The sequence below is a fragment of the uncultured Altibacter sp. genome, from assembly GCF_963972995.1.
Taxonomy (GTDB): domain Bacteria; phylum Bacteroidota; class Bacteroidia; order Flavobacteriales; family Flavobacteriaceae; genus Altibacter.
Map to the genome: position 1 here is coordinate 1 of NZ_CAXAXI010000035.1, position 19,368 is coordinate 19,368.

Here is a 19,368-nt window from a genome sequence, read left to right on the forward strand (position 1 = left end):
CCAATGTACCCAGACCTTGTAAATAAAGAGCCCTAGGTATACCACAGTGGTCATGAACTTTAGGAAGGTAGAGGCCAGGAATCCTATAAAGGAACCTATAGCGGCTTTAAAGGCCGGTTTCCCCTTCGTTTTATTAAAGGCCATTTCCCCAATAAGCGCCCCTACAAAAGGACCGATTAGAATACCAAAAGGAATGGGGGCAATGATCCCAATGAGCAACCCTATCGTGGTGCCCCAGGCACCTGCCTTGCTGCCACCGAACTTCTTCGTCCCAATGGCAGGAATGATATAATCCAGGATATAGATCCCAATGGCGACCACTCCGGTAAGGATAATAAAGAGCCAGTCGAACGTCATGCTTGGTGCGAGATAGAGCACCAGGAGTCCAAGCCAGCTCACGGGAGTTCCGGGTATCACCGGTAACAGGCTGCCGGCTATACCAACGAACATCAATAGAAAGCCGATAATGAGAAGCAAAAGGTCCATGGCAGTGAATTAGTGAGTACAAAATACAAATTCAATAAAATAAAGCACAGGGATAGAAAGGATTAGTTTCGGTAAAATTCGTAATTTCGAAAGCAGTTGTTTTGCGATGATAAAAAACTCTCTATACTTGCTGGTCCTTTGTACGCTATTTTCTTCATGCAGGTTCTTTGAGACTGAAAAGATCTCTACGGAAACATTTTACGAAGAAGAAGTCCGTACCATCGATTGGCAGGAAGTGGACCAATACCCCACCTTCACCGAATGTGAGCTCGAAACCGAAAAGCTACAGCAAAAAAGTTGTTTTGAACGTACTTTATCGGCCAGGATCTACGAATACCTTTACTCTAAACAAATGAAGGCCTTAAAAGACCTGAACGATACCCTTTTCCTGGATTTCGCGGTGAACCGAAATGCGACACTAACGGTAGATACGGTAAAGATCGACAGTGTTATTAAAGCCGAGTTCCCTAAACTGGAAGGTTGGATTCAGCAAAGCATCAATGCGATACAACTGGAAGCTCCTGCCTATAAAAGAGGGATCCCCGTAAAAACCGAATTCACCCTGCCTATCACCATCAAAACACAGGAATTATAGGTTCCACTTATATCCTAAGGTGAGCTCCACAGGAAATTCTCCGTTGTCATCCAGATTGATCGCGACGATATCATTATACAGGAAGGTGAGATACCCGTTTCCTAAGGCATAGTCAAAGCCAATACCAAAGGAACCTGGAAACTGGAATTCACTTCCGCCGGTGAAGGTGGTCACTTCTTCTCCTTCCACTAGCACCTGATTTCTGGAAATACTCGTAAAGGCAGCAGGCTTGGCATTGATAAAAGCGTCAAATCGCTCCGATTTGATGAATTTAAAACGGTAGTTGAAAGAAACCTGCGACGAAGAGAAGTCATAGTCCGAACTGCTTATCAATTGTCGAAACTGAAAGACTATGGCATGCCGCCGTAACCGCACTTCGTCTATGATCTCAAACTCCACACCCAATACGGGTAAGATGCTGTTCTCCGGATTGAAGAAATAGGCATTATTCGAAATACCGGCAAAGCCACCCAACCGTGTCTTGAGTTCAATGGAGGCCGTTTCTACTGTGTAAGAGGGATCTACTTTGGTGTTATAGGTGATAAAGAATGTTCGTAAACTTGGAAGTGTAAGATCAACCTTATCTACAGTCACCACAGCATCCGAGGTTTGCGATCGCAATATGTCTTTATATTCTTCTTGATAGTCACCGTCGACCTTGGTGTTCTTCAGCTCAACGATGTCATTTCCTTTTTTCGAGAAGTATCGATATTCACCGTCAATGGTGTTCCATAAGAGCGTAAGGGTTCCTTCCACTTCGGTCTTTAGTGAATAGGTGGTCCCGGAAACGGTATAGTTTTGTTGCGCCTGTATCACAGGGTAGCTCAAGAGCATTAAGAACAGGCAGTGGAGCGGTAGGTATTTCATAAGGGCTTGATTTAGTACTGCTAAAGGTAAAAAATTAATTCAATTTATGTGTTTTTTATGCAGTCGCCCTTTCCAAGTATAGGAGCCGAAAATACTGCCCGGCAGAACGACTACAGTTACCATAGGATAAAGAAGTGCGTTACGTAAGTAGTGGCCCGGGGATATCTTTTGCTGAAAGAAATGGGCGGTACGCTTTAAAACAATGTAGTCTATACCAATTTTGGTGATGACGAGAAAGGCATATCCAATCCAAAAGGAATTGTGGAATAAACAGAGCAACGGTCCGGTAAGCAGAAGTACATTGGTTAGAAAAACGACAGCCCCAAACGCTTTTGCTGCTATGTTCTTTTGATGGGCGGTCTTGGAGGCCCAGCGAATGCGTTGCCTTACAACTGCAGCCCAATCTGTTTCGGGATGTGTGGTTACGATCGCTTCTTGAGACTTTAAAAAATGAATTTCTTTTGGGAATGCAGTATGTATTTTCTCTAATAAGAAAATGTCGTCACCACTGGCAATTTGATCATTTCCGCCAAAGCCTCCAACGTTCTCAAAAGCTGATTTACGATAGGCGAGATTGGCGCCATTGCATAAAAAGGGATGCCCTAATCCAAAACCACCCATAGCAACGGCCTGAAGGCTTAGTCCGTCCAACTGCTGGTATTGCTGTACTTTCGATCCGTTAGATTCGTAAAGGACGGGCCCTGCGATAAGCTGAGCTTCTTTTTGCTGTAAAAAAACATCGAAGGTATCCAACCACCGCGGTAGAACAGAACAATCGGCATCGATGGTGATGATCCATTCGTACTTGGCCTCGGCAATGGCTGTGGTAATAGCATCCTTCTTTGGAGATCGGCTGTGCCGCTCGTTCGTGAGGATCAAGAAAGGGGCGCGTTGTCTTGATCGATCCTGCAACATCACTTCCAACAGTGAGACCGATCCATCTTCCGAAGCATCGTCAACAAAGATCAATTGGTACATATCCGGCGGATAAGACAGGTTCTGAAAGGACTGTACAAGCTTCGGAAGGGTTTTTTGTTCATTCCTAAACGGAATTACGATCGAAAAACCGGTCACCGGCGTAACTGCTTCCGAAGCGAATATACTCAGCTGCATATTCCCAATAAGTAACAACCCCAAACTAATGAGATAGATCATGCCAATACATACAAACACCAAGATCATGTGCTATTCTTGTAGGTGAATAAAAAATAACTCCCTAAGAGCGACGGGAACACAAAATTTAAGATCCACATGGCTAATACCGTGCACAGCACGGTAAGCTCGGGAACTCCTGCCAGAGAAAAGAGCCACAAGGCCGCACCGCCACGCACCACTACGTCGAATAGGAATATTGTGGGAATGACCGAGACCAACAGATACATGGCGAAGATGAGCGGATACGCTTCCGAAAGCGCCAGATCTGCCTCAAAGAAGCGTAGTAATTTTAAATATAAATATGAAAAGCACAGATAGCGCAGCAAAGAGAACAGGAGTAATTTCCCTTTTAACGTACTAGGCAATTTCGTGATATACGTGTACACTTTTTGAAGTGAGAACCCTTTAATGAGCAGTTCCCGTTCCTTTAAATTCCACCCAAGAAGAACCAGCACCAATAAAACCATGGCAAAAACGAGGAGATAATGGGTAGAAAAGGAGAGATCGTAGGTGGTGGCGACCAATAGAATGCCAATGCTTCCAAAGAACACCGTGGTAGCCATTTGGGCGGTACTGCTCACAAAATTAAGCAATAACACCTGCTTTCGTTTTTCAGCGGGAAAATAAAAGGCTTTCGCACCGTACTCTCCAATACGGTTGGGTGTAATGAGAGATACGGCAAGTGCTGTAAGGCTTTGTTGTGCAGCATCTCTAATGGAAAGGTTTTGCACGGGTTGTATGGCCGTTCTCCACTTTAGTATCTCCAACAACCAATTGAGCATCGCCAGCCCTACAAATAGAGGAAGAATCCATAATGCTTTGCCCTGCATACTATTCGAAAAAGCCTCCAGCGTTTGGGAATCGGTGGCGGTCATTTTTGCATAGATAAACCAAAAGATCGCCCCAAGAATAAAAACTTTTAGGGCTGCAAGCAGATATTGTTTAGCTTTGTCTGAAATGCGGATCATTAAAAACGAAAGTACTACTTTTTACTTGGTTTCGTTTTACAAGCAAGCTGTTGGCGTATGAATTCTGAAAAAATCATTTTAGGGATCGACCCCGGAACCACCATCATGGGATTCGGTCTTATAAAAGTGGTGAAAAAACAAATGCATTTTATGCAATTGAACGAGCTGATCCTTACCAAGTACGACGATCATTACCTAAAGCTGAAGCTTATTTTTGAACGTACCATAGAACTTATCGACACACACAATCCCGATGAGATCGCCATTGAAGCACCTTTCTTCGGAAAGAACGTACAATCCATGTTAAAGTTAGGAAGAGCACAAGGAGTGGCTATGGCCGCAGGGCTTTCCAGACAGATTCCCATTACCGAATATTCACCTAAAAAGATCAAAATGGCCATCACCGGTAACGGGAATGCTAGTAAGGAACAAGTAGCTAAGATGCTTCAGAGTCTCCTTCAGTTAAAACAACTGCCTAAGAACTTGGATAGCACCGACGGCCTCGCAGCAGCAGTTTGCCATTTTTATAATTCGGGGAAGACGGAGATCGGGAAGAGCTACACCGGTTGGACTGCATTTGTAAAGCAGAACGAAGGGCGTATTGACAAATAAAAGAGTAGCGTAGTAGCACAATGTGTAACCAAATCCAGTAATTTCTCACATGGCCGGCATTTACATTCACATCCCTTTTTGCAAGCAAGCCTGTCATTACTGTGACTTCCATTTTTCAACGTCCCTAAAAAAGAAGGACGATCTGCTTCGGGCGATTCGCACCGAATTAGCACTTCGGAAAAAGGAGTTGCCTCAAAACATCGAGACCATCTATTTTGGCGGGGGGACACCCAGTCTGTTATCTAAAACCGAGCTACAGTCCATTCTTGATACCGTTTACGAAAATTATGTTGTAACCCCGAATCCCGAGATTACCCTCGAGGCCAATCCCGATGATCTTTCCGAAGAAACCCTGCAAGAACTTTCTGAAACAGCTATCAACCGTCTAAGCATCGGTGTGCAATCCTTTTTTGAAGAAGACCTAAAGCTCATGAATCGCGCACATAACGCTTCCGAGGCGTTGACAAGTATCGAATTGGCAAAGCAGTACTTCAGCAACGTAAGTATCGATCTCATTTATGGCATTCCGGGTATGTCCCTTCAACGTTGGGAGGAAAACCTCCAAACAGCACTTTCCCTAGATGTACCGCACCTGTCCTGCTATGCTCTCACGGTAGAACCAAGAACAGCGCTGGAATCATTTATAAAGAAAGGGATTGTGGCTCCGGTGGATGATGCCGTAGCACGAACACACTACGATTTCCTTGTTGCACACACCGAAGCAGCCGGCTACGAGAACTATGAGTTTTCGAATTTTGGAATGCCTGGATTTCATTCCAGAAACAACACCGCCTACTGGCATGGCAAAATGTATTTGGGGGTAGGTCCTTCGGCACATAGCTATGACGGGAATACTCGTAGTTGGAATATCAATAATAATTCAAAATACATCCAAAAAATAGGTGAGGGTATATTGCCCATTGAACGCGAGCAACTTACTACAAGAGATAAATACAATGAATATGTGATGACGCGCTTGCGTACACACACGGGGGCGTCTTTGAAGGAGATAGAACAGCGGTTCGGTTCGAAATACCGTGAATACGCTTTGCAGCAAGCGGAAGAATTTATTGAAGAAGACCTGTTAACACTTACGCATTCGGTCTTAAAAGTAACGCCCAAAGGAAAATTCTTGAGTGATGGAATCGCATCCGGTTTATTCTTAGTAAATTTAGATTCCTAAAACAACAACTTGAAAGCAACATTTAAGAAGGGTGAACAGTTAGTTACTGTCGACCTGTTAAAACCATTGGATATTTCTATGGTACTCAAAGGTAATTCGGAAAACCCGTTAGCCTGGTACCTGGATGCGCCCATCATTAAACCGGTTACAATGGATAATTGGGTAGGGAAGGTAAGCGAAGGTGCTTCGGTTAATTTTAACAACATCTATTTCAATCCGCATGCGCATGGCACCCATACCGAATGTGTAGGTCATATTTCTGAAACGTTTCATTCAGTAAACGATGCTTTGAAGCACTTCTTTTTTATGGCGGAAGTGATTTCCGTTGTACCCGAAACTGTGGGAGAAGACCAAATCATTCCTGCAAAGGAGTTGCGTACCTTATTGGAAGGAAAACAACCTGAAGCACTTGTAATTCGTACGCTTCCCAATACTGCTTCCAAGCGAACACGACACTACTCACATACCAATTGGCCGTATCTGCATGAAGAGGCGGCTATTTATCTAAGAGAACTTGGGGTGAAGCATCTGCTTATCGATCTTCCTTCGGTTGACAAGGAAAAGGACGAAGGACAATTACGAGCTCACAAGGCGTTTTGGAATTATCCGGAAGCCCCTCGCTATGACGCAACCATCACCGAATTTATCTATGTTCCCAATACTGTTTCAGACGGTTCTTACTTACTAAATTTACAGATCGCCTCTTTTCAAAACGATGCAGCACCAAGTAAACCGGTCTTGTATAAATTACTTTAGATGAAAACAACCTTGAGAATAGAAGAATTAGCACAATTTGTATTGGGAGTACTCCTCTTTTCATCCCTTGATTATGCTTGGTATTGGTTTCCACTATTGCTGTTGCTGCCGGATGTTGGTATGTTGGGTTATTTGTTCGGTCCCAAGATAGGCGCATTTACCTATAACCTTTTACATCATAAAGCCGTAGCGATCGCATTTATAACATTGGGGATGTGGTTCTTAGGAGATTTTTATACATTAGTAGGCGTTGTCATGTTTGCTCATGCCGGTATAGACAGAGTCTTTGGCTACGGATTAAAGTATCCCGACAGTTTTAAACATACGCATTTAGGAACCATAGGAAAGAAATAAAATGGAATTACTCTTAATAGGATTGGCTGCCGGAGCGATCGTCGCTTACTTCCTTTTTGCCAGGTTTTCACGTAGCAGAAAAAAAGAAAGGATAACGACACAATCTGTAATTCTCATGGAAAAGATTCGAAGTGTCTGTAAGTTCATTACCGTGGAAGGCGATTTTTCGGAGATCTATCATTACGAGAATGTGAAGGATAAATGGCTCAACATTGTCTTGGGGAAAAAGAAGGCCTTGATCCTAATCGATGCGAAAGCGCATATTGGCTTCGACCTTACTAAGATCAAGATGTCGGCAGATACACAAACCAGAACCATCACCTTAACCAACTTCCCGCAACCTGAAATGCTTACCATAGAGACCGATTTCAAATACTACGACAAGAAAGAAGGCTGGGCAAATCCGTTCACCGCATCCGATCTCACCGAAATCAACAAGGAAGCGAAACAACACATCATCGATAAGGTCCCGGAGAGTGGGTTGTTTGAAGAGGCTTCCAATCAGGCGCTGGAAACCATCAAATTGATGGAAACGTTGGTGGAGACCATCAATTGGAAACTGGATTATTCGGCGTTGGAAACAACAGATCCTAAAAGAATCCTTTCAGACAAATGATGCGTGGAGCCGTCATATTAGGTATGTTGCTATGGGCCTTAGTTGTTACAGCCCAAGATTATGAACGCATTGATGCTACTATTCTGTTGTACCCGCAACGCGTAGATACGCCCCAAGAGTTGTCCCGATTTATTACGCGTGATTTCACTACCGATGAGGAAAAGGTGCGTGCCATTTACAGTTGGATCATACAGAACATCGCTTACGAACCCGATGAGTACAAACAATTCAACTTTACCTTCAAGAACTATCGCGAACGTAATGAGAAAGAAGAGAAAACCAGAGAAAAGATCATAGAAAGAACGCTTCAAAAAGGGATCGCCGTGTGCGAAGGCTATGCGATGTTGTTCGAAAAGCTATGTGAATTGCAGGGCATTCCCAATTATTTGGTTCGCGGCGACATTAAAACAAATTTCAATGATATAGGTAGACCGTTTGCAAAAACGCATATGTGGAACGTTGTCACGCTTGATGGAAAACCCTATCTGTTCGACCCCACATGGGGAGCCGGTCGTTACAACGGGAAATTTATTAAGGAACCGTCTTACTTTTATTATAAGACACCACCCCATCTGTTCTTTAAGACCCATTATCCCGATATGTATGAAGATGCTTTTATGGACCAATTGATTTCTAAAGATGTCTTCTCACAAATGCCTATTATCATTAAAGAAGAATTGTCTATGAGTGATGTAGAGCAACCCCTAAGCGGTCTTATTTATTCGGAAGCGTATTTCGATGTGGTTCCGTTCACGATTGCCAATGTGAATCCTAAAACGGTCACATACTCCTACGGCAGTGAAAAAAAATCGGTGCGGAATTTGGAGAAGTCAGGCAACCGACTTCAATTTTCGGTTCCCTTAGAAATAGGGGCAGAAAACCTGTTAATCTATTTTGACGACCAACCTGCCTTAGGCTATAAGATCAAGTAAGGATGAATGTTGAAGAATTTCGCGATTATTGTTTGTCTAAGAAAGGAGTGACCGAAAGTTTTCCTTTTGACAATGTGACCTTGGTCTTCAAGGTCATGGGAAAGATCTTTACCATTTGCGGACTGGAACGGCTTCCGCCACAGGTCAACCTGAAATGCGACCCCGAACGTGCTGTCGCACTTCGGGAAGCGTACGACGGACTCATCGTGCCCGGGTATCACATGAGCAAGATCCACTGGAATACGGTGTTGATAGACAGTAATCTGCCACACGAACTGCTCTTGGAACTTATCGACCATTCCTACGATTTGATCGTTTCTAAACTCCCGAAGAAAGTACGGGAAGAACTAAACGAATTGTAACGGATGAAAAGCGTGGGAATCATTGGAGGCGGGGTCATTGGTTTGTGTACGGCTTATTTTCTTCAAAAGGAAGGTCATGAGGTTACCTTGATCGATCAATCGGCCATGGATTTTGGGGCGTCCTATGTGAATGCAGGCTACGTGAGTCCCAGCCACATCATTCCGCTTGCGGCACCCGGTGTTGTGAAACAGGGGTTGCGATGGATGTTCAATACCAGCAGTCCGTTGTACATTAAACCACGCTTAGAAAAGAGTTTTATGGACTGGGCGTGGGCCTTCCAAAAATCCTGTTCTCATGGGAATGTGGAGCGTTCGGTGAAAGCGATCAAGGACATCACTTTGTTGAGCAGTAGGTTGTTTTCTGAAATAAAAGCTTCGGAAGGATTTACATTTCAATTGGAAAATAAAGGATTGCTCATGCTCTGTAAGACCGAAGCCATGCTTGAAAAAGAGATGAAGCTTGTAAAGACTGCTTCCGAAGAAGGCTTGGAAGCCAGAACACTTTCACTTTCCGAAACAGAGAAAATAGAACCTAACGTAGCCATGGACATTGTGGGAGCCACTTTCTATCAGTGTGACTGGCATACTACGCCCCAAGAGTTCATGACCGAGCTGAAACACTATCTGCAGTTAAAGAACGTACAGTTTCTGCGTAATGAACGGGTCTTAGATATCCTTACACAAGGGAATGAGATCACAGCACTTCGCACCGATGAACGCACGGTGAGGGCAGATGAGTTTGTACTTGCAGCGGGATCCTGGAGCCACCTTTTAAGTAAGAAACTGGGTATTAAGATCCCGTTGCAGGCCGGAAAAGGCTATCGCATCAATTCGCACCAACCTACAGGAATTACTATCCCTGCCATTCTAGCGGAAGCCAAGGTCGCTGTCACTCCTATGAACGGCTTTACGCGTTACGCCGGAACCATGGAGATCGCGGGGATCAACCATACCATTCGTCCCGAACGTGTAGCAGCGATTGCCAAAGCGGTGGAAGCGTATTATCCTACAGTGACAGTTCCTGAAAGTGACCAGAAAGAAGCTGCTTGCGGATTGCGACCCGTATCCCCGGATGGTCGTCCGTATATTGGGAAATCTCAAAAATGCAAGAATCTCACCATCGCTACCGGTCATGCCATGATGGGGTGGAGCATGGCACCCGCTACAGGCAAGTTGGTTGCCGAATTGCTTTCAGAAAAACCACTTTCCCTTTTGTTACATGCGTTTCATCCCGACCGAAAATTTTGATCGCATAATTATTTTATGTAAATATCTGTTTTACAATAAATTATACGTATATTTAACAATAGCAAAACTAACCTTTTCCGCTTTCTCCTCATCCTTCCCCATCTTTATTTCATGCCCCAACTAAATAGTAGCATACAATTATTAATTCTATACTAACCAAAATTTAAACAGCATGAAAACAAAACAATCTTGTTACACAGCAATTGCCAGCGCATTGCTGGTATTCAGTATGACATGGGCCGTAGCTCAGAACACAAACGCCCGACCCGAATTTCTTTCGGTGACTACCATGCATTGGAACATGGAGAATGAGTCTTTTGACATGGAGGAATGGAAAAAGGTAGAGAAAGAGTATTTGGAGAAGGTCACGAAGAAGAACGAGTACGTGATGAGTGCATCCTTCTACCTACATTTCTTTACCGAGGACAATTCAGAATTGATGTACGTTCAGTCCTATCCCAATTGGGAAGCGATGGGGAAGGCTGCTGCACGTAATGAGGAGTTGGCAAAAGCGGCTTGGCCTAATGATAAGGAACGAATGGCCTTTTTCAAAAAAAGAGAAGCGTATTATTCGCATGATCACTCCGATGAGATCTATGCCACCCTACCCAATGCAAAACCATTACCCGCCAATAATACCGAGGATCTCTTATTGTATGTGAGAAGGAGTCATTTTGCATTTCCGGAAAATGGCACTCAAGAAGAGTTCAATACACTGCATGCTCAGGATGTAGAAAAGATCATCAATAAGAATGAATATATCAAAGGCTATTATCCGGCAGTTCATGCTTGGGGTTCAGATAGGACCGAAGTAGTAGAAGCATTCTTTGTGACCTCTCTGGCAGATCTGGATCTCATGCTGAAGAAGTTACCCAAACTGTATGAAGAAGCTTGGCCCGATAAAGCCGAACGCGAAGCTTGGGGCAAAAAGATGGGCAAATATTTTACACCCGTTCACGGTGATTCCATTTATACTTTGGTAGCCGAATTGTCTAAATAATACCTCGAACATACCCTTAGAAAAGCCGCCTTTAAGCGGCTTTTTTGCTAACAGGACATATCGGCCACGATCTTCCATTCCCCATCGATCTTTTTAAAGATGATGATAAAGACACCCTGAGCGTCTCCTACTTCACGTTTTAGAAAGTATTTTCCCATGACCCAGTAGCTGTCTTTCTCTATTTTCGAAAGATCTTCAATGGTAAATGTCAATACCCCCGAATGTTCTTTGGTAGGATACCCCTTTCGATATCGATCAAGTGTTTGCTGCCACCCTTTGGTTAAACCATTGCTGCCATAGAACTTCAACGAATCACTCTTCCAGTATCCGTCCATAAACCCTTCTAAGTCATTAGCAGACCAAGCTTCTTGTTGCTGTTGCAAGACAGCCATTATGGCCTCGGTGTCCTCATTCTCTTCTGTTTGGGCGAACCCTGCCCATAGCGGGAGCACTAGTAGTATTAGAACTATGTTTTTCATATGCAATAATGTTTCATGAAATCTTCGGATAAGACACTTCTAAGCCTAAAGATAAGTTCTTTTGCGTGGTCTTTAGTAAAGACCATAGGGGGTTTTATTTTCAAGACATTATAGTCCGGACCATCAGTGCTCATTAGTATTCCCAGATCTTTCATCCGATTCGCAAGATAGGTCGCGTGCTGGGCCAGGGGTTCTTTTTCTGAATTGGTCAATTCGAACCCCAAAAAGAGTCCTTCACCACGAACATCGCCTATGATGGAATATTCCTTCTGAAGCGCAATAAGTTCATTTTTCAAGAAATCGCCTGTTTCAAGGGCATTTTGCTGTAGATTTTCTTCTTCGATCACCTCAAGCAAAGTTCGTCCTATGGCACAGGACACAGGATTACCTCCAAAGGTGTTAAAAAATTCCATGCCTGTATCAAACCTGTCTGCCACTTCACGCGTGCAGGCAACCACAGCTAAGGGATGCCCATTCCCGGCGGGTTTACCCATGGTAACGATATCGGGAAGTACATCGTAAAGCTCGAATGCCCAAAAGGTCTTGCCCATTCGGCCAAAACCTGTTTGCACTTCATCGGCAATACAAATGCCACCTGCTTCTCTAACATAGTGATAGACTTTCTTAAAATAGTTGTTAGGCGGAACAATTTGCCCGCCGCAACTTATCATGGATTCTCCAATAAAGCCTGCAACTCTTTTTCCTTCGGTCTTAAGTTGATCGAGGATTGTCTTGGCATATTCGGCATAATGCATTCCACAATCCGCATCGGTATGTCTTCCGCGGAAGGGGTCCGGAAGGGGCAATATGTGCGTGCTTTCAGGTTTTCCGCTACCGCCTTTTCCGTCGAATTTATAAGAACTTACATCAATAACAGCATTGGTGTTTCCGTGATAGCCTACTTCAATAGCGAGTAGGTCTTGGCCTCCTGTACAGGCTTTTGCCATTCGAATGGCCAGTTCATTGGCTTCGCTCCCCGAATTGACAAAATGCAATACAGACAGTTCCTTAGGCAGCTTTTTCAAAAGGGCTTCGGCATAGTGTACGATCTCCTCGTGCAGATACCGGGTGTTGGTATTGAGAATCGACATTTGTCGTTGACCGGTCTCAACTACCTTAGGATGTTGATGACCAACGTGGTTCACATTATTGGCCGTGTCCAGATATTTTCGGCCCCAAACATCAATTAAATATGGTCCTTGCCCACGAACAATATGAAGCGGGGTTTCATACGAAAGACTTAAACTCTTGCCTAAATGTTCACTGCGGAAGTGTTTAAGTTCTTCTTGAGGAGTCGAATACTGCGTGACCAAATTAGGGTCTTTGAACAACAGATTAGGGTCCGGACAAAGACCTTTCCAAATCGGCAGCTGTGCTTTGTAGGTCACTCCCGGAAAGTCATCGGTATAATTCAACATTGACAGCATGATCTGAAAATGCAAATGCGGAGCCCAAGCTCCGTTCTCTTCGGTATTTCCAAGCCAACCAATACAATCACCTTTAGCAATGGAATCACCTTCGTTCCAAAGTGACAGACTCGATTGCGAAAGATGTCCGTAAAGGGAATAGAAAATCACTTCCTTTAGCTCGTGTTTTATAATAATGAGTCCGCCGTATTCCTTGAACCCAACATCGTTGGTGACCGTAACGATCTCACCGTCTAGTAGTGCATTGACCTGCGTGCCCGCAGGTAGCCAAAAATCGATACCTAAGTGTACTGTTCTGCTTTCCGGTCCGCTGTTTCCTTCCTTGTCGTAAGAACTCGCCGTATATAAAGGCCGTGGCTCACAATAACCCCCTGCGATGAGGGCGTTGGGATGTTCTTTCTGAAGTTGATCTATGCGATACTGGAAGAGGTCCAGATTGTTGAATTCTTCTTGACTTCCCATCCAATTGCTGGAAACTTTTAAGTCCAAAAGCAACGCTTTTTCTTTTGCTTCGGAAGGAAATAAGTCTGAAAATGAAAAGGATCGTGAACTGATCCATGCGTTGAAGTTCGCCAAGCCAGGATGCACGGGAAGGTCACAACTGCTTCTGAAGCAGTAGTAAGCAAATTCTTCAGAAAGTGCGTACCATTTTTCCATCAGGTCCCAAGCCGGTTTCTCACTAATTACGTGATACAGATTACTGGGATCTGCCGCACCCCGAAGCGAGGACTTGGTCACAGAGATCACCAGTCGCATGCCAACCAAAACATAGAGACATTGCAATTCCGCTTCCGAAAGGGGATATTGGCGATGGTATCCGGCGACAACTTCCATGGCAGCCTGCAGCGGATCCGGTAGATCCATGATGGCATAGGTGATCACCACTGCCAGATCGTTGACAGTTTGTGTGTATACCGCATCTCCAAAATCTATGATGCCTGTAACCTCAGGTTTTATCAGATCGTGCGACACGAGAATGTTGTAATCATTTATATCGTTATGGACTACGCTTTGAGGAAGTGCAGCGTATTGTGGTTGCATGGCTAAGAATCGGTCTTGAAAATAGCTGACCCACTTTCTTCGATCTTCCGAAAAGCGACCAACGTGCGCTTTGGTCCATTGGGCGTTGGTCAGGTTCCAATCGAAATGTCGATGCGCCGTTGGATGGTCGAAATCTGCTAAAGCTGCTGTAAGGGCTCCGCTATGTATTCCCAAACGTGTGCGCAGGGTTGGTGTTTTTGGATGAACCGATGCCCACAATCGACCGCTTACCCATGTAAACAGCCTAACCGATTGCTGCTCCCACTGTTCGGTCCCTACTATTGTTGGGAGTTGAATCTTTATGTCTTTTGCCGAAAGATGTTGCAACAATTGCTCCTGAAAGTCCAGAAATTCGGGTGCTGTTTCGGGGGTGATGATCTTCAAGAGATAGGAATCTCCCTGCGGAGTAACCAATTTAAAATTTTGATCCAAATCACCCGGAAGCGCGGTCGCTTCCGAAGTGATATGGAACACTCTTTTAGCTATTTCCGAAGCCTTTTCAGAAGAAATTGAAGCCATAATATCTACCTGCTTAGGCTCACAATATTACTGAAAAAAGTTGGTCAAGCGCGGTTTATAAAACCCCTTTTTGCTTTTTGTAGAATGCATCGGCTTGTAGTTGCATGAGTTCGCGCGCTTTTTTGCGTTTGTAATCGTATAGCTCCTGTTCTTCGGCAATATCTGCATAAACACGGTTGTTTACATCCCTGTCTGTTGCCACCAATACGTCGCGTTGTCCTTTTTGTTGAGAAACCCAAGATGTCAAGGCGCTTTCTTGCTCCTCTAATTTAAGATCGTACGCACCTTTTGGAGATAATAGTTTGGCAATAATGGGTGATGTCTCTATAGCAAGGAACAACAGAAAGATAAAGAACGACGGCAGCCAAGGGAGCTTGTTAAGGGCGTTGACGCGCGCCATGAGACCGTCGAAACCATCGATCACAGGTTGGGTATCTGCCACTTTGGCTTGATACGCTGTGGCCAAGGTAGCGATCTGTGCTTCGGTTGCGGCGATCTTTTCGGTATTGGTCGTGCGCAGTGTCTGTAAGGCGGCCAATTCGGCATCGTGTTTTTCGCGCTTTTCTTTATAAACGGGGCCCTTGCCCAAGATCTCTGTGCCGGCACGGCCTTCTGCTTCAGCAATATACACATCATACAGTGCGTTTACTTCGGCTTCTTTGTCGGTGATCTCCTTCTTTAGTTGGTCTATCTCATTGTTGAGAGCGTCAATGGAAGGGGTATATTGCAGTGCGAGCTGATCTTTATTAGCCAATGTGAGGTCATTCTTCTCCTCCAGCAACACTTGATTGATTTCTTTCTCGAAGATCTTCAACTCCAAGGGTTTTGCAATAACGATGGCGATGATGATCGCCAGCAGGATACGCGGTGTGGCTTGCAGGAACTCATCAAAGAAATTGTCGCGCTTCTTAATGGTAGAAACAATAAAACGGTCCAGATTAAAGATGAGTAAGCCCCAAACAAAACCAAATACAATGGCCGTAAGATAATTGTCGAATACCGTGTAGAGGGCGTAGGCTGCTGCAATGGTGGCCATGACAGCGGTGAAAAAAACGGTAGCTCCTATACCGGCATATTTTGTTTGTTCCCCGGCGGAGCAATCGGAAAGGATGTCGGTATCGGCTCCGGAGCAGAAGATGAAAAAGCGTTGTAACATAGTTGAAAATTTTATTCCCGAATACGTTTCAGGTTGATTGATGAATGTATATAACGGAAATAGTGACAGATTGTTACAAAAAGAAACCTCGAATCTTCGAGGTCCTTATTTTAGTAGTGTTTGTATGCTTTAAAAACTAGCAGTTATCGAAATGAACAATGGGACGTAAAGCGTTTGTTTCATCCACTCTTATCTTATATGTTGAACTTTTCCGCACCAATTCGATGGCCTCCTTTGGAGTGATCTTGTGGGGTCCTACATAGAAATCGGCTCCTTTTTTGACCATCTCAATAACATATTCGGCGGGGTCCGGCGCAGGCTGAGGGGTATCCACTTTAGGTGGTGGTGGCGGATATGCAGCTTCCTTCCATTTTTTTGCTTTGGGTGCATCCGGGGCAGGTGGTGGCGGAGGGACATCGGTCCCTAGATCGTTGACCCCTTTTTTTATTGTTGGAGCATCCGGAGCCGGGGGAGGTGGCGGAAGGTCGGGGAAAGATGCTGCTTTTTCCCGTTGTTTCACGGTCATTTTTCCATACAGGTATTTTAATCGTTCAACATCACTTTTCTTTATAACGATGTTTCCCGGATTTTGGGCATTGTATTTTTTTGCCAAGGCGTTGTACTCTGCTACTTCCTTAGCAGAGGCTTTTTCTTGGATTTGGGATGAGACTTCATTGCTGTCTTTTTTCTGAGCAACCGTTTTCTGTGTACTGAACCCCAAGACTAAGACTGCCAGTAAGGGTAGCAATAACAGGCCTCTTATCCAGCTCGATCTTTTTGATGTTTTTGTTTTCATGATTGTAAATCGTTTTTTGATGGATGAATAATGAATGGCATTTGCCAAAATATTTTCTTCGGTATGTGACGCGAACGTTAAAAGTGTTTGCTGATAGTGAGTGGTTTCAATCCCTTGCTGAAGTACGGCCCGGTCTGCAAGAAATTCGTGATTTAATTTTATGGACCTCTTTATAAAATAGAGCAGCGGATTGAACCAGAAAATAATATGAAGCAATTCGATACAAAGAATGTCAATGCTGTGTTTTTGAAGCGCGTGTGTTTGTTCGTGCAGTAATACTTCGGAAGGAATTTCCCGCGCTTCGAAACGCGTTTTATTCAGAAAAATATAACGGAAGAAGGTATGCGGAGTCACATTGGCCGGCAATAATACGTGAATGAAATGGCCGTAGCGTTGTTTGGGGTTCTGTTTGATCTTCAGTACGATATCTGAGATGTTCCTGATAAATCGAAATGCAAAGAAAAACATTCCGAAAATGTAGACCGACCATAAAAAAGCAGGTACATAGTTTAGAATAGTAGTCTGTTCAGAAGACCGGGAACCGGAAGCTTCTACATAGGTGATCGTTGGATGCGGCTCCGGAACTTCTATAAACGTGGTAAAGGTGATCAACGGAATGACCAAAGCAATGACCACAGACCCCAAAAGATAAAATCGTTTAAAAACATGCAGGGTGGTGTTTTCTAAAAATGCCATGTAAAATACATAGAGTCCGGCTAGGCACGCGGCTGATTTCAACACATAGAGTTCCATATCACTTCTTTTTAATTTCTGAATCTATTATGGCTTTTAGTTCCTGTAACTCTTTTTTGGAAAGATTGGTTTCCTGTGTAAAAAAGGAGGCAAACTGTGAAGCGCTGTCGTTGAAAAAATTCTTAATGAGTCCATTGACATGTTTTGAAAAGTATTCCTGTTTTTTTACCAACGGAAAGTATTCTCGCGACCGTCCTTTTTGCAAATAATCTACAAACTTCTTATCCTGCATTCTTTTAAGCAGCGTCGCAATAGTTGTAATGGCCGGTTTGGGGTCTTCATAAGCTTCAATCAATTCTTTTGCAGTGGCTTTTTTGAGATGCCACAAATGATTCATTACTTCTTCCTCTGCCTTCGATAATTTCATAGAGTTAATTTATATTGTTCTACAAACATAGAATAAAATTTAATATTCTACAAATGTAGAATTAATTTATTTTTATTTGTCCGCCGAATAGACATGCCGAATTTTTTCAATGCGCTACCTTTACCAAAAATAGGAATATGAGTATTGAGCGAATGTTGCAAGAGCGAAGCGGCTCTGTATGTGAATTGTGTGGTGCCGGACAATCTTTAATTGTGTACGAAGTTCCGGCTTCTCCAACGGTTGGGGCAGAAGCGAGTATTCTCATTTGCAAGACCTGTAGCGAACAGCTTTCGGGAGCAGCAGACCCCGATCCCAATCATTGGCGCTGCTTAAATGATAGCATGTGGAGTACTGTACCTGCAGTACAGGTGCAATCTTGGCGCATGCTACACCGTTTAAAGTTAGAAGGATGGCCTCAAGACCTGCTTGAAATGATGTATATGGAAGCCGATGTAAAGGAGTGGGCAGAAGCGAATGGTGATGGTGTGGACAAGAATACTGCCATTGTGCACCGTGATAGTAACGGGGCAATTTTAGAAGCCGGTGATAGTGTGGTGCTCATCAAGGACCTGAAAGTAAAAGGAAGTAGTATGGTAGCCAAACAGGGTACAACCGTACGCCGGATCTCTTTGGATCCTGACAATGAAAAATATATGGAAGGAAAGGTCGACGGGCAACAGATCGTTATCATCACCGATTTTGTTAAGAAAATGTCGTGATGATGTACTTGTAACTACCGTGTTAGCGATTGCAGTGGCATCCCCTTGCGGTTCTAAGAACCGGAAGGGATATAACGGAAAGCGCGACCCGGTTTCGCGTGAGCGAAGCCGGGTAACACCCTAATCGTTATTTTGACATTTCGGTGAAATAGTGATAAAATTGAGGAATGGTCTCAATTCCTTTTAGGTAGTTCCAAATCCCAAAATGCTCGTTAGGCGAATGGATGGCGTCACTATCCAATCCGAAGCCCATAAGAATGGTCTTGCTTTTAAGCTCTTTTTCAAACAGCGCAACGATAGGGATGCTGCCCCCACTTCGCTGGGGGATAGGTGTTTTTCCAAACGTTTTTTCGTAGGCTTTCTCAGCTGCACGATATCCGGTACTATCGATGGGCGTCACGTACGCTTGTCCGCCGTGATGCGGCTTTACCGTTACACGCACACCTTTTGGGGCTATATTCTCGAAATGATCTTTAAAGAGATTGGTGATCTGTTTCCAATCTTGATCCGGTACCAGTCGCATGCTAATTTTTGCGTATGCCTTGCTGGCGATCACGGTCTTGGCACCTTCTCCGGTATAACCACCCCATATACCGTTCACATCCAGTGTTGGTCTAATGGAATTGCGTTCGTTGGTTGTATATCCTGCTTCTCCGTAAACATCGTCAATATCGAGGGCCTTTTTGTAATTTTCTTTACTGAAAGGTGCTTCGGCCATTTTTGATCGTTCTTCCTCTGAAGCTTCCTGTACTTGGTCATAGAATCCCGGGATGGTAATATGATTGTTCTCATCGTGCAGGGATGCGATCATTTTAGCCAAAACGTTAATGGGATTTGCTACAGCACCGCCGTATAATCCACTGTGCAGATCTCGGTTAGGTCCTGTTATCTCCACTTCTACATAACTCAGGCCACGTAAACCTGTTGTAATGGAGGGTACATCATTTGCGATCATACCAGTATCGCTTATCAGGATA

At 44.1% G+C, this 19,368-nt stretch carries 21 protein-coding genes; 11 read left to right on the top strand and 10 right to left on the bottom strand.

The features are described 5' to 3' along the window. The coding region (locus AACZ11_RS11730) for a DUF456 domain-containing protein (RefSeq protein ID WP_290628587.1) at nucleotides 1-486 on the bottom strand (486 nt) is incomplete at its 3' end. 127 nt (nucleotides 487-613) lie between these two features. Between AACZ11_RS11730 and AACZ11_RS11735 the strand changes: the two genes are divergently transcribed. Further along, nucleotides 614-1,081 (top strand): hypothetical protein, encoded by a 468-nt coding sequence (locus AACZ11_RS11735; RefSeq protein WP_339832542.1) that lies wholly within the window; start codon nucleotides 614-616, stop codon nucleotides 1,079-1,081. On the opposite strand, the gene AACZ11_RS11740 is transcribed toward AACZ11_RS11735, so the two are convergent. Genes AACZ11_RS11740 through AACZ11_RS11750 form a run of 3 tightly spaced genes read right to left on the bottom strand, consistent with a single transcriptional unit; the run spans nucleotide 1,076 to nucleotide 4,071 of the window. Continuing rightward, nucleotides 1,076-1,948 (bottom strand): hypothetical protein, encoded by an 873-nt coding sequence (locus tag AACZ11_RS11740; RefSeq protein ID WP_290628589.1) that lies wholly within the window; start codon nucleotides 1,946-1,948, stop codon nucleotides 1,076-1,078. The genes AACZ11_RS11735 and AACZ11_RS11740 overlap by 6 nt on opposite strands. Nucleotides 1,949-1,987: 39 nt before the next feature. Continuing rightward, on the bottom strand, nucleotides 1,988-3,130 hold the full coding sequence (locus tag AACZ11_RS11745) for a glycosyltransferase (RefSeq protein ID WP_290628590.1): 1,143 nt from the start codon (nucleotides 3,128-3,130) through the stop codon (nucleotides 1,988-1,990). Then, nucleotides 3,127-4,071, bottom strand: a complete 945-nt coding sequence (locus tag AACZ11_RS11750; RefSeq protein ID WP_290628591.1) for a lysylphosphatidylglycerol synthase domain-containing protein — start codon at nucleotides 4,069-4,071, stop codon at nucleotides 3,127-3,129. The genes AACZ11_RS11745 and AACZ11_RS11750 overlap by 4 nt, the downstream gene beginning before the upstream one ends. A gap of 57 nt (nucleotides 4,072-4,128) precedes the next feature. Between AACZ11_RS11750 and ruvC the strand changes: the two genes are divergently transcribed. The 9 genes from ruvC to AACZ11_RS11795 all read left to right on the top strand — a co-directional run bounded on the left by ruvC (nucleotide 4,129) and on the right by AACZ11_RS11795 (nucleotide 11,134). After that, the gene (ruvC, locus tag AACZ11_RS11755; RefSeq protein ID WP_290628592.1) at nucleotides 4,129-4,683 is read left to right on the top strand and encodes a crossover junction endodeoxyribonuclease RuvC; all 555 of its coding nucleotides are present in this window, start codon (nucleotides 4,129-4,131) and stop codon (nucleotides 4,681-4,683) included. Between the two features lie 49 nt (nucleotides 4,684-4,732). Further along, a complete protein-coding gene (hemW, locus tag AACZ11_RS11760; RefSeq protein WP_290628593.1) occupies nucleotides 4,733-5,866 on the top strand; it encodes a radical SAM family heme chaperone HemW in 1,134 nt (377 codons plus the stop codon). Between the two features lie 9 nt (nucleotides 5,867-5,875). Beyond that, complete coding sequence (locus tag AACZ11_RS11765; protein ID WP_290628594.1) at nucleotides 5,876-6,622, top strand: cyclase family protein; 747 nt, start codon at nucleotides 5,876-5,878, stop codon at nucleotides 6,620-6,622. Then, on the top strand, nucleotides 6,623-6,976 hold the full coding sequence (locus AACZ11_RS11770) for a DUF4260 domain-containing protein (protein ID WP_290628595.1): 354 nt from the start codon (nucleotides 6,623-6,625) through the stop codon (nucleotides 6,974-6,976). A gap of 1 nt (nucleotide 6,977) precedes the next feature. Next, complete coding sequence (locus AACZ11_RS11775; RefSeq protein WP_290628596.1) at nucleotides 6,978-7,592, top strand: DUF4230 domain-containing protein; 615 nt, start codon at nucleotides 6,978-6,980, stop codon at nucleotides 7,590-7,592. Beyond that, the gene (locus tag AACZ11_RS11780) at nucleotides 7,589-8,524 is read left to right on the top strand and encodes a transglutaminase domain-containing protein (protein WP_290628597.1); all 936 of its coding nucleotides are present in this window, start codon (nucleotides 7,589-7,591) and stop codon (nucleotides 8,522-8,524) included. The genes AACZ11_RS11775 and AACZ11_RS11780 overlap by 4 nt, the downstream gene beginning before the upstream one ends. 2 nt (nucleotides 8,525-8,526) lie before the next feature. Next, on the top strand, nucleotides 8,527-8,886 hold the full coding sequence (locus AACZ11_RS11785) for an MmcQ/YjbR family DNA-binding protein (protein ID WP_290628598.1): 360 nt from the start codon (nucleotides 8,527-8,529) through the stop codon (nucleotides 8,884-8,886). A 3-nt stretch (nucleotides 8,887-8,889) separates the two neighbouring features. Then, nucleotides 8,890-10,134 carry an FAD-dependent oxidoreductase gene (locus AACZ11_RS11790; RefSeq protein ID WP_339832550.1) on the top strand — a complete coding sequence of 415 codons (1,245 nt, stop codon included), beginning with the start codon at nucleotides 8,890-8,892 and terminating at the stop codon, nucleotides 10,132-10,134. Nucleotides 10,135-10,306: 172 nt separating this feature from the next. Then, complete coding sequence (locus AACZ11_RS11795) at nucleotides 10,307-11,134, top strand: hypothetical protein (RefSeq protein WP_290628282.1); 828 nt, start codon at nucleotides 10,307-10,309, stop codon at nucleotides 11,132-11,134. Nucleotides 11,135-11,181: 47 nt separating this feature from the next. Here AACZ11_RS11795 and AACZ11_RS11800 read toward each other — a convergent pair whose 3' ends face one another. From AACZ11_RS11800 to AACZ11_RS11820, 5 genes are all read right to left on the bottom strand, one after another. Then, nucleotides 11,182-11,613, bottom strand: coding sequence for a nuclear transport factor 2 family protein (locus tag AACZ11_RS11800; RefSeq protein WP_290628284.1), 432 nt, complete (start codon nucleotides 11,611-11,613; stop codon nucleotides 11,182-11,184). Continuing rightward, nucleotides 11,610-14,600 carry an aminotransferase class III-fold pyridoxal phosphate-dependent enzyme gene (locus AACZ11_RS11805; RefSeq protein ID WP_290628286.1) on the bottom strand — a complete coding sequence of 997 codons (2,991 nt, stop codon included), beginning with the start codon at nucleotides 14,598-14,600 and terminating at the stop codon, nucleotides 11,610-11,612. Before AACZ11_RS11805 ends, AACZ11_RS11800 begins: the two co-directional genes overlap by 4 nt. A 55-nt stretch (nucleotides 14,601-14,655) precedes the next feature. After that, nucleotides 14,656-15,756, bottom strand: coding sequence for a DUF4407 domain-containing protein (locus AACZ11_RS11810; protein ID WP_290628288.1), 1,101 nt, complete (start codon nucleotides 15,754-15,756; stop codon nucleotides 14,656-14,658). A 136-nt stretch (nucleotides 15,757-15,892) separates the two neighbouring features. After that, nucleotides 15,893-17,305, bottom strand: coding sequence for a M56 family metallopeptidase (locus AACZ11_RS11815; protein WP_290628290.1), 1,413 nt, complete (start codon nucleotides 17,303-17,305; stop codon nucleotides 15,893-15,895). Nucleotide 17,306: 1 nt separating this feature from the next. After that, the gene (locus tag AACZ11_RS11820; RefSeq protein WP_290628292.1) at nucleotides 17,307-17,672 is read right to left on the bottom strand and encodes a BlaI/MecI/CopY family transcriptional regulator; all 366 of its coding nucleotides are present in this window, start codon (nucleotides 17,670-17,672) and stop codon (nucleotides 17,307-17,309) included. Nucleotides 17,673-17,809: 137 nt separating this feature from the next. Here AACZ11_RS11820 and AACZ11_RS11825 point away from each other — a divergent pair, with 137 nt between their 5' ends. Further along, nucleotides 17,810-18,391, top strand: a complete 582-nt coding sequence (locus AACZ11_RS11825) for an alkylphosphonate utilization protein (protein ID WP_290628294.1) — start codon at nucleotides 17,810-17,812, stop codon at nucleotides 18,389-18,391. Between the two features lie 127 nt (nucleotides 18,392-18,518). Here the strand turns inward: AACZ11_RS11825 and AACZ11_RS11830 are convergent. Beyond that, nucleotides 18,519-19,368 (bottom strand): M20/M25/M40 family metallo-hydrolase (locus AACZ11_RS11830; RefSeq protein WP_290628296.1); only part of this gene is annotated, 850 nt, incomplete at its 5' end.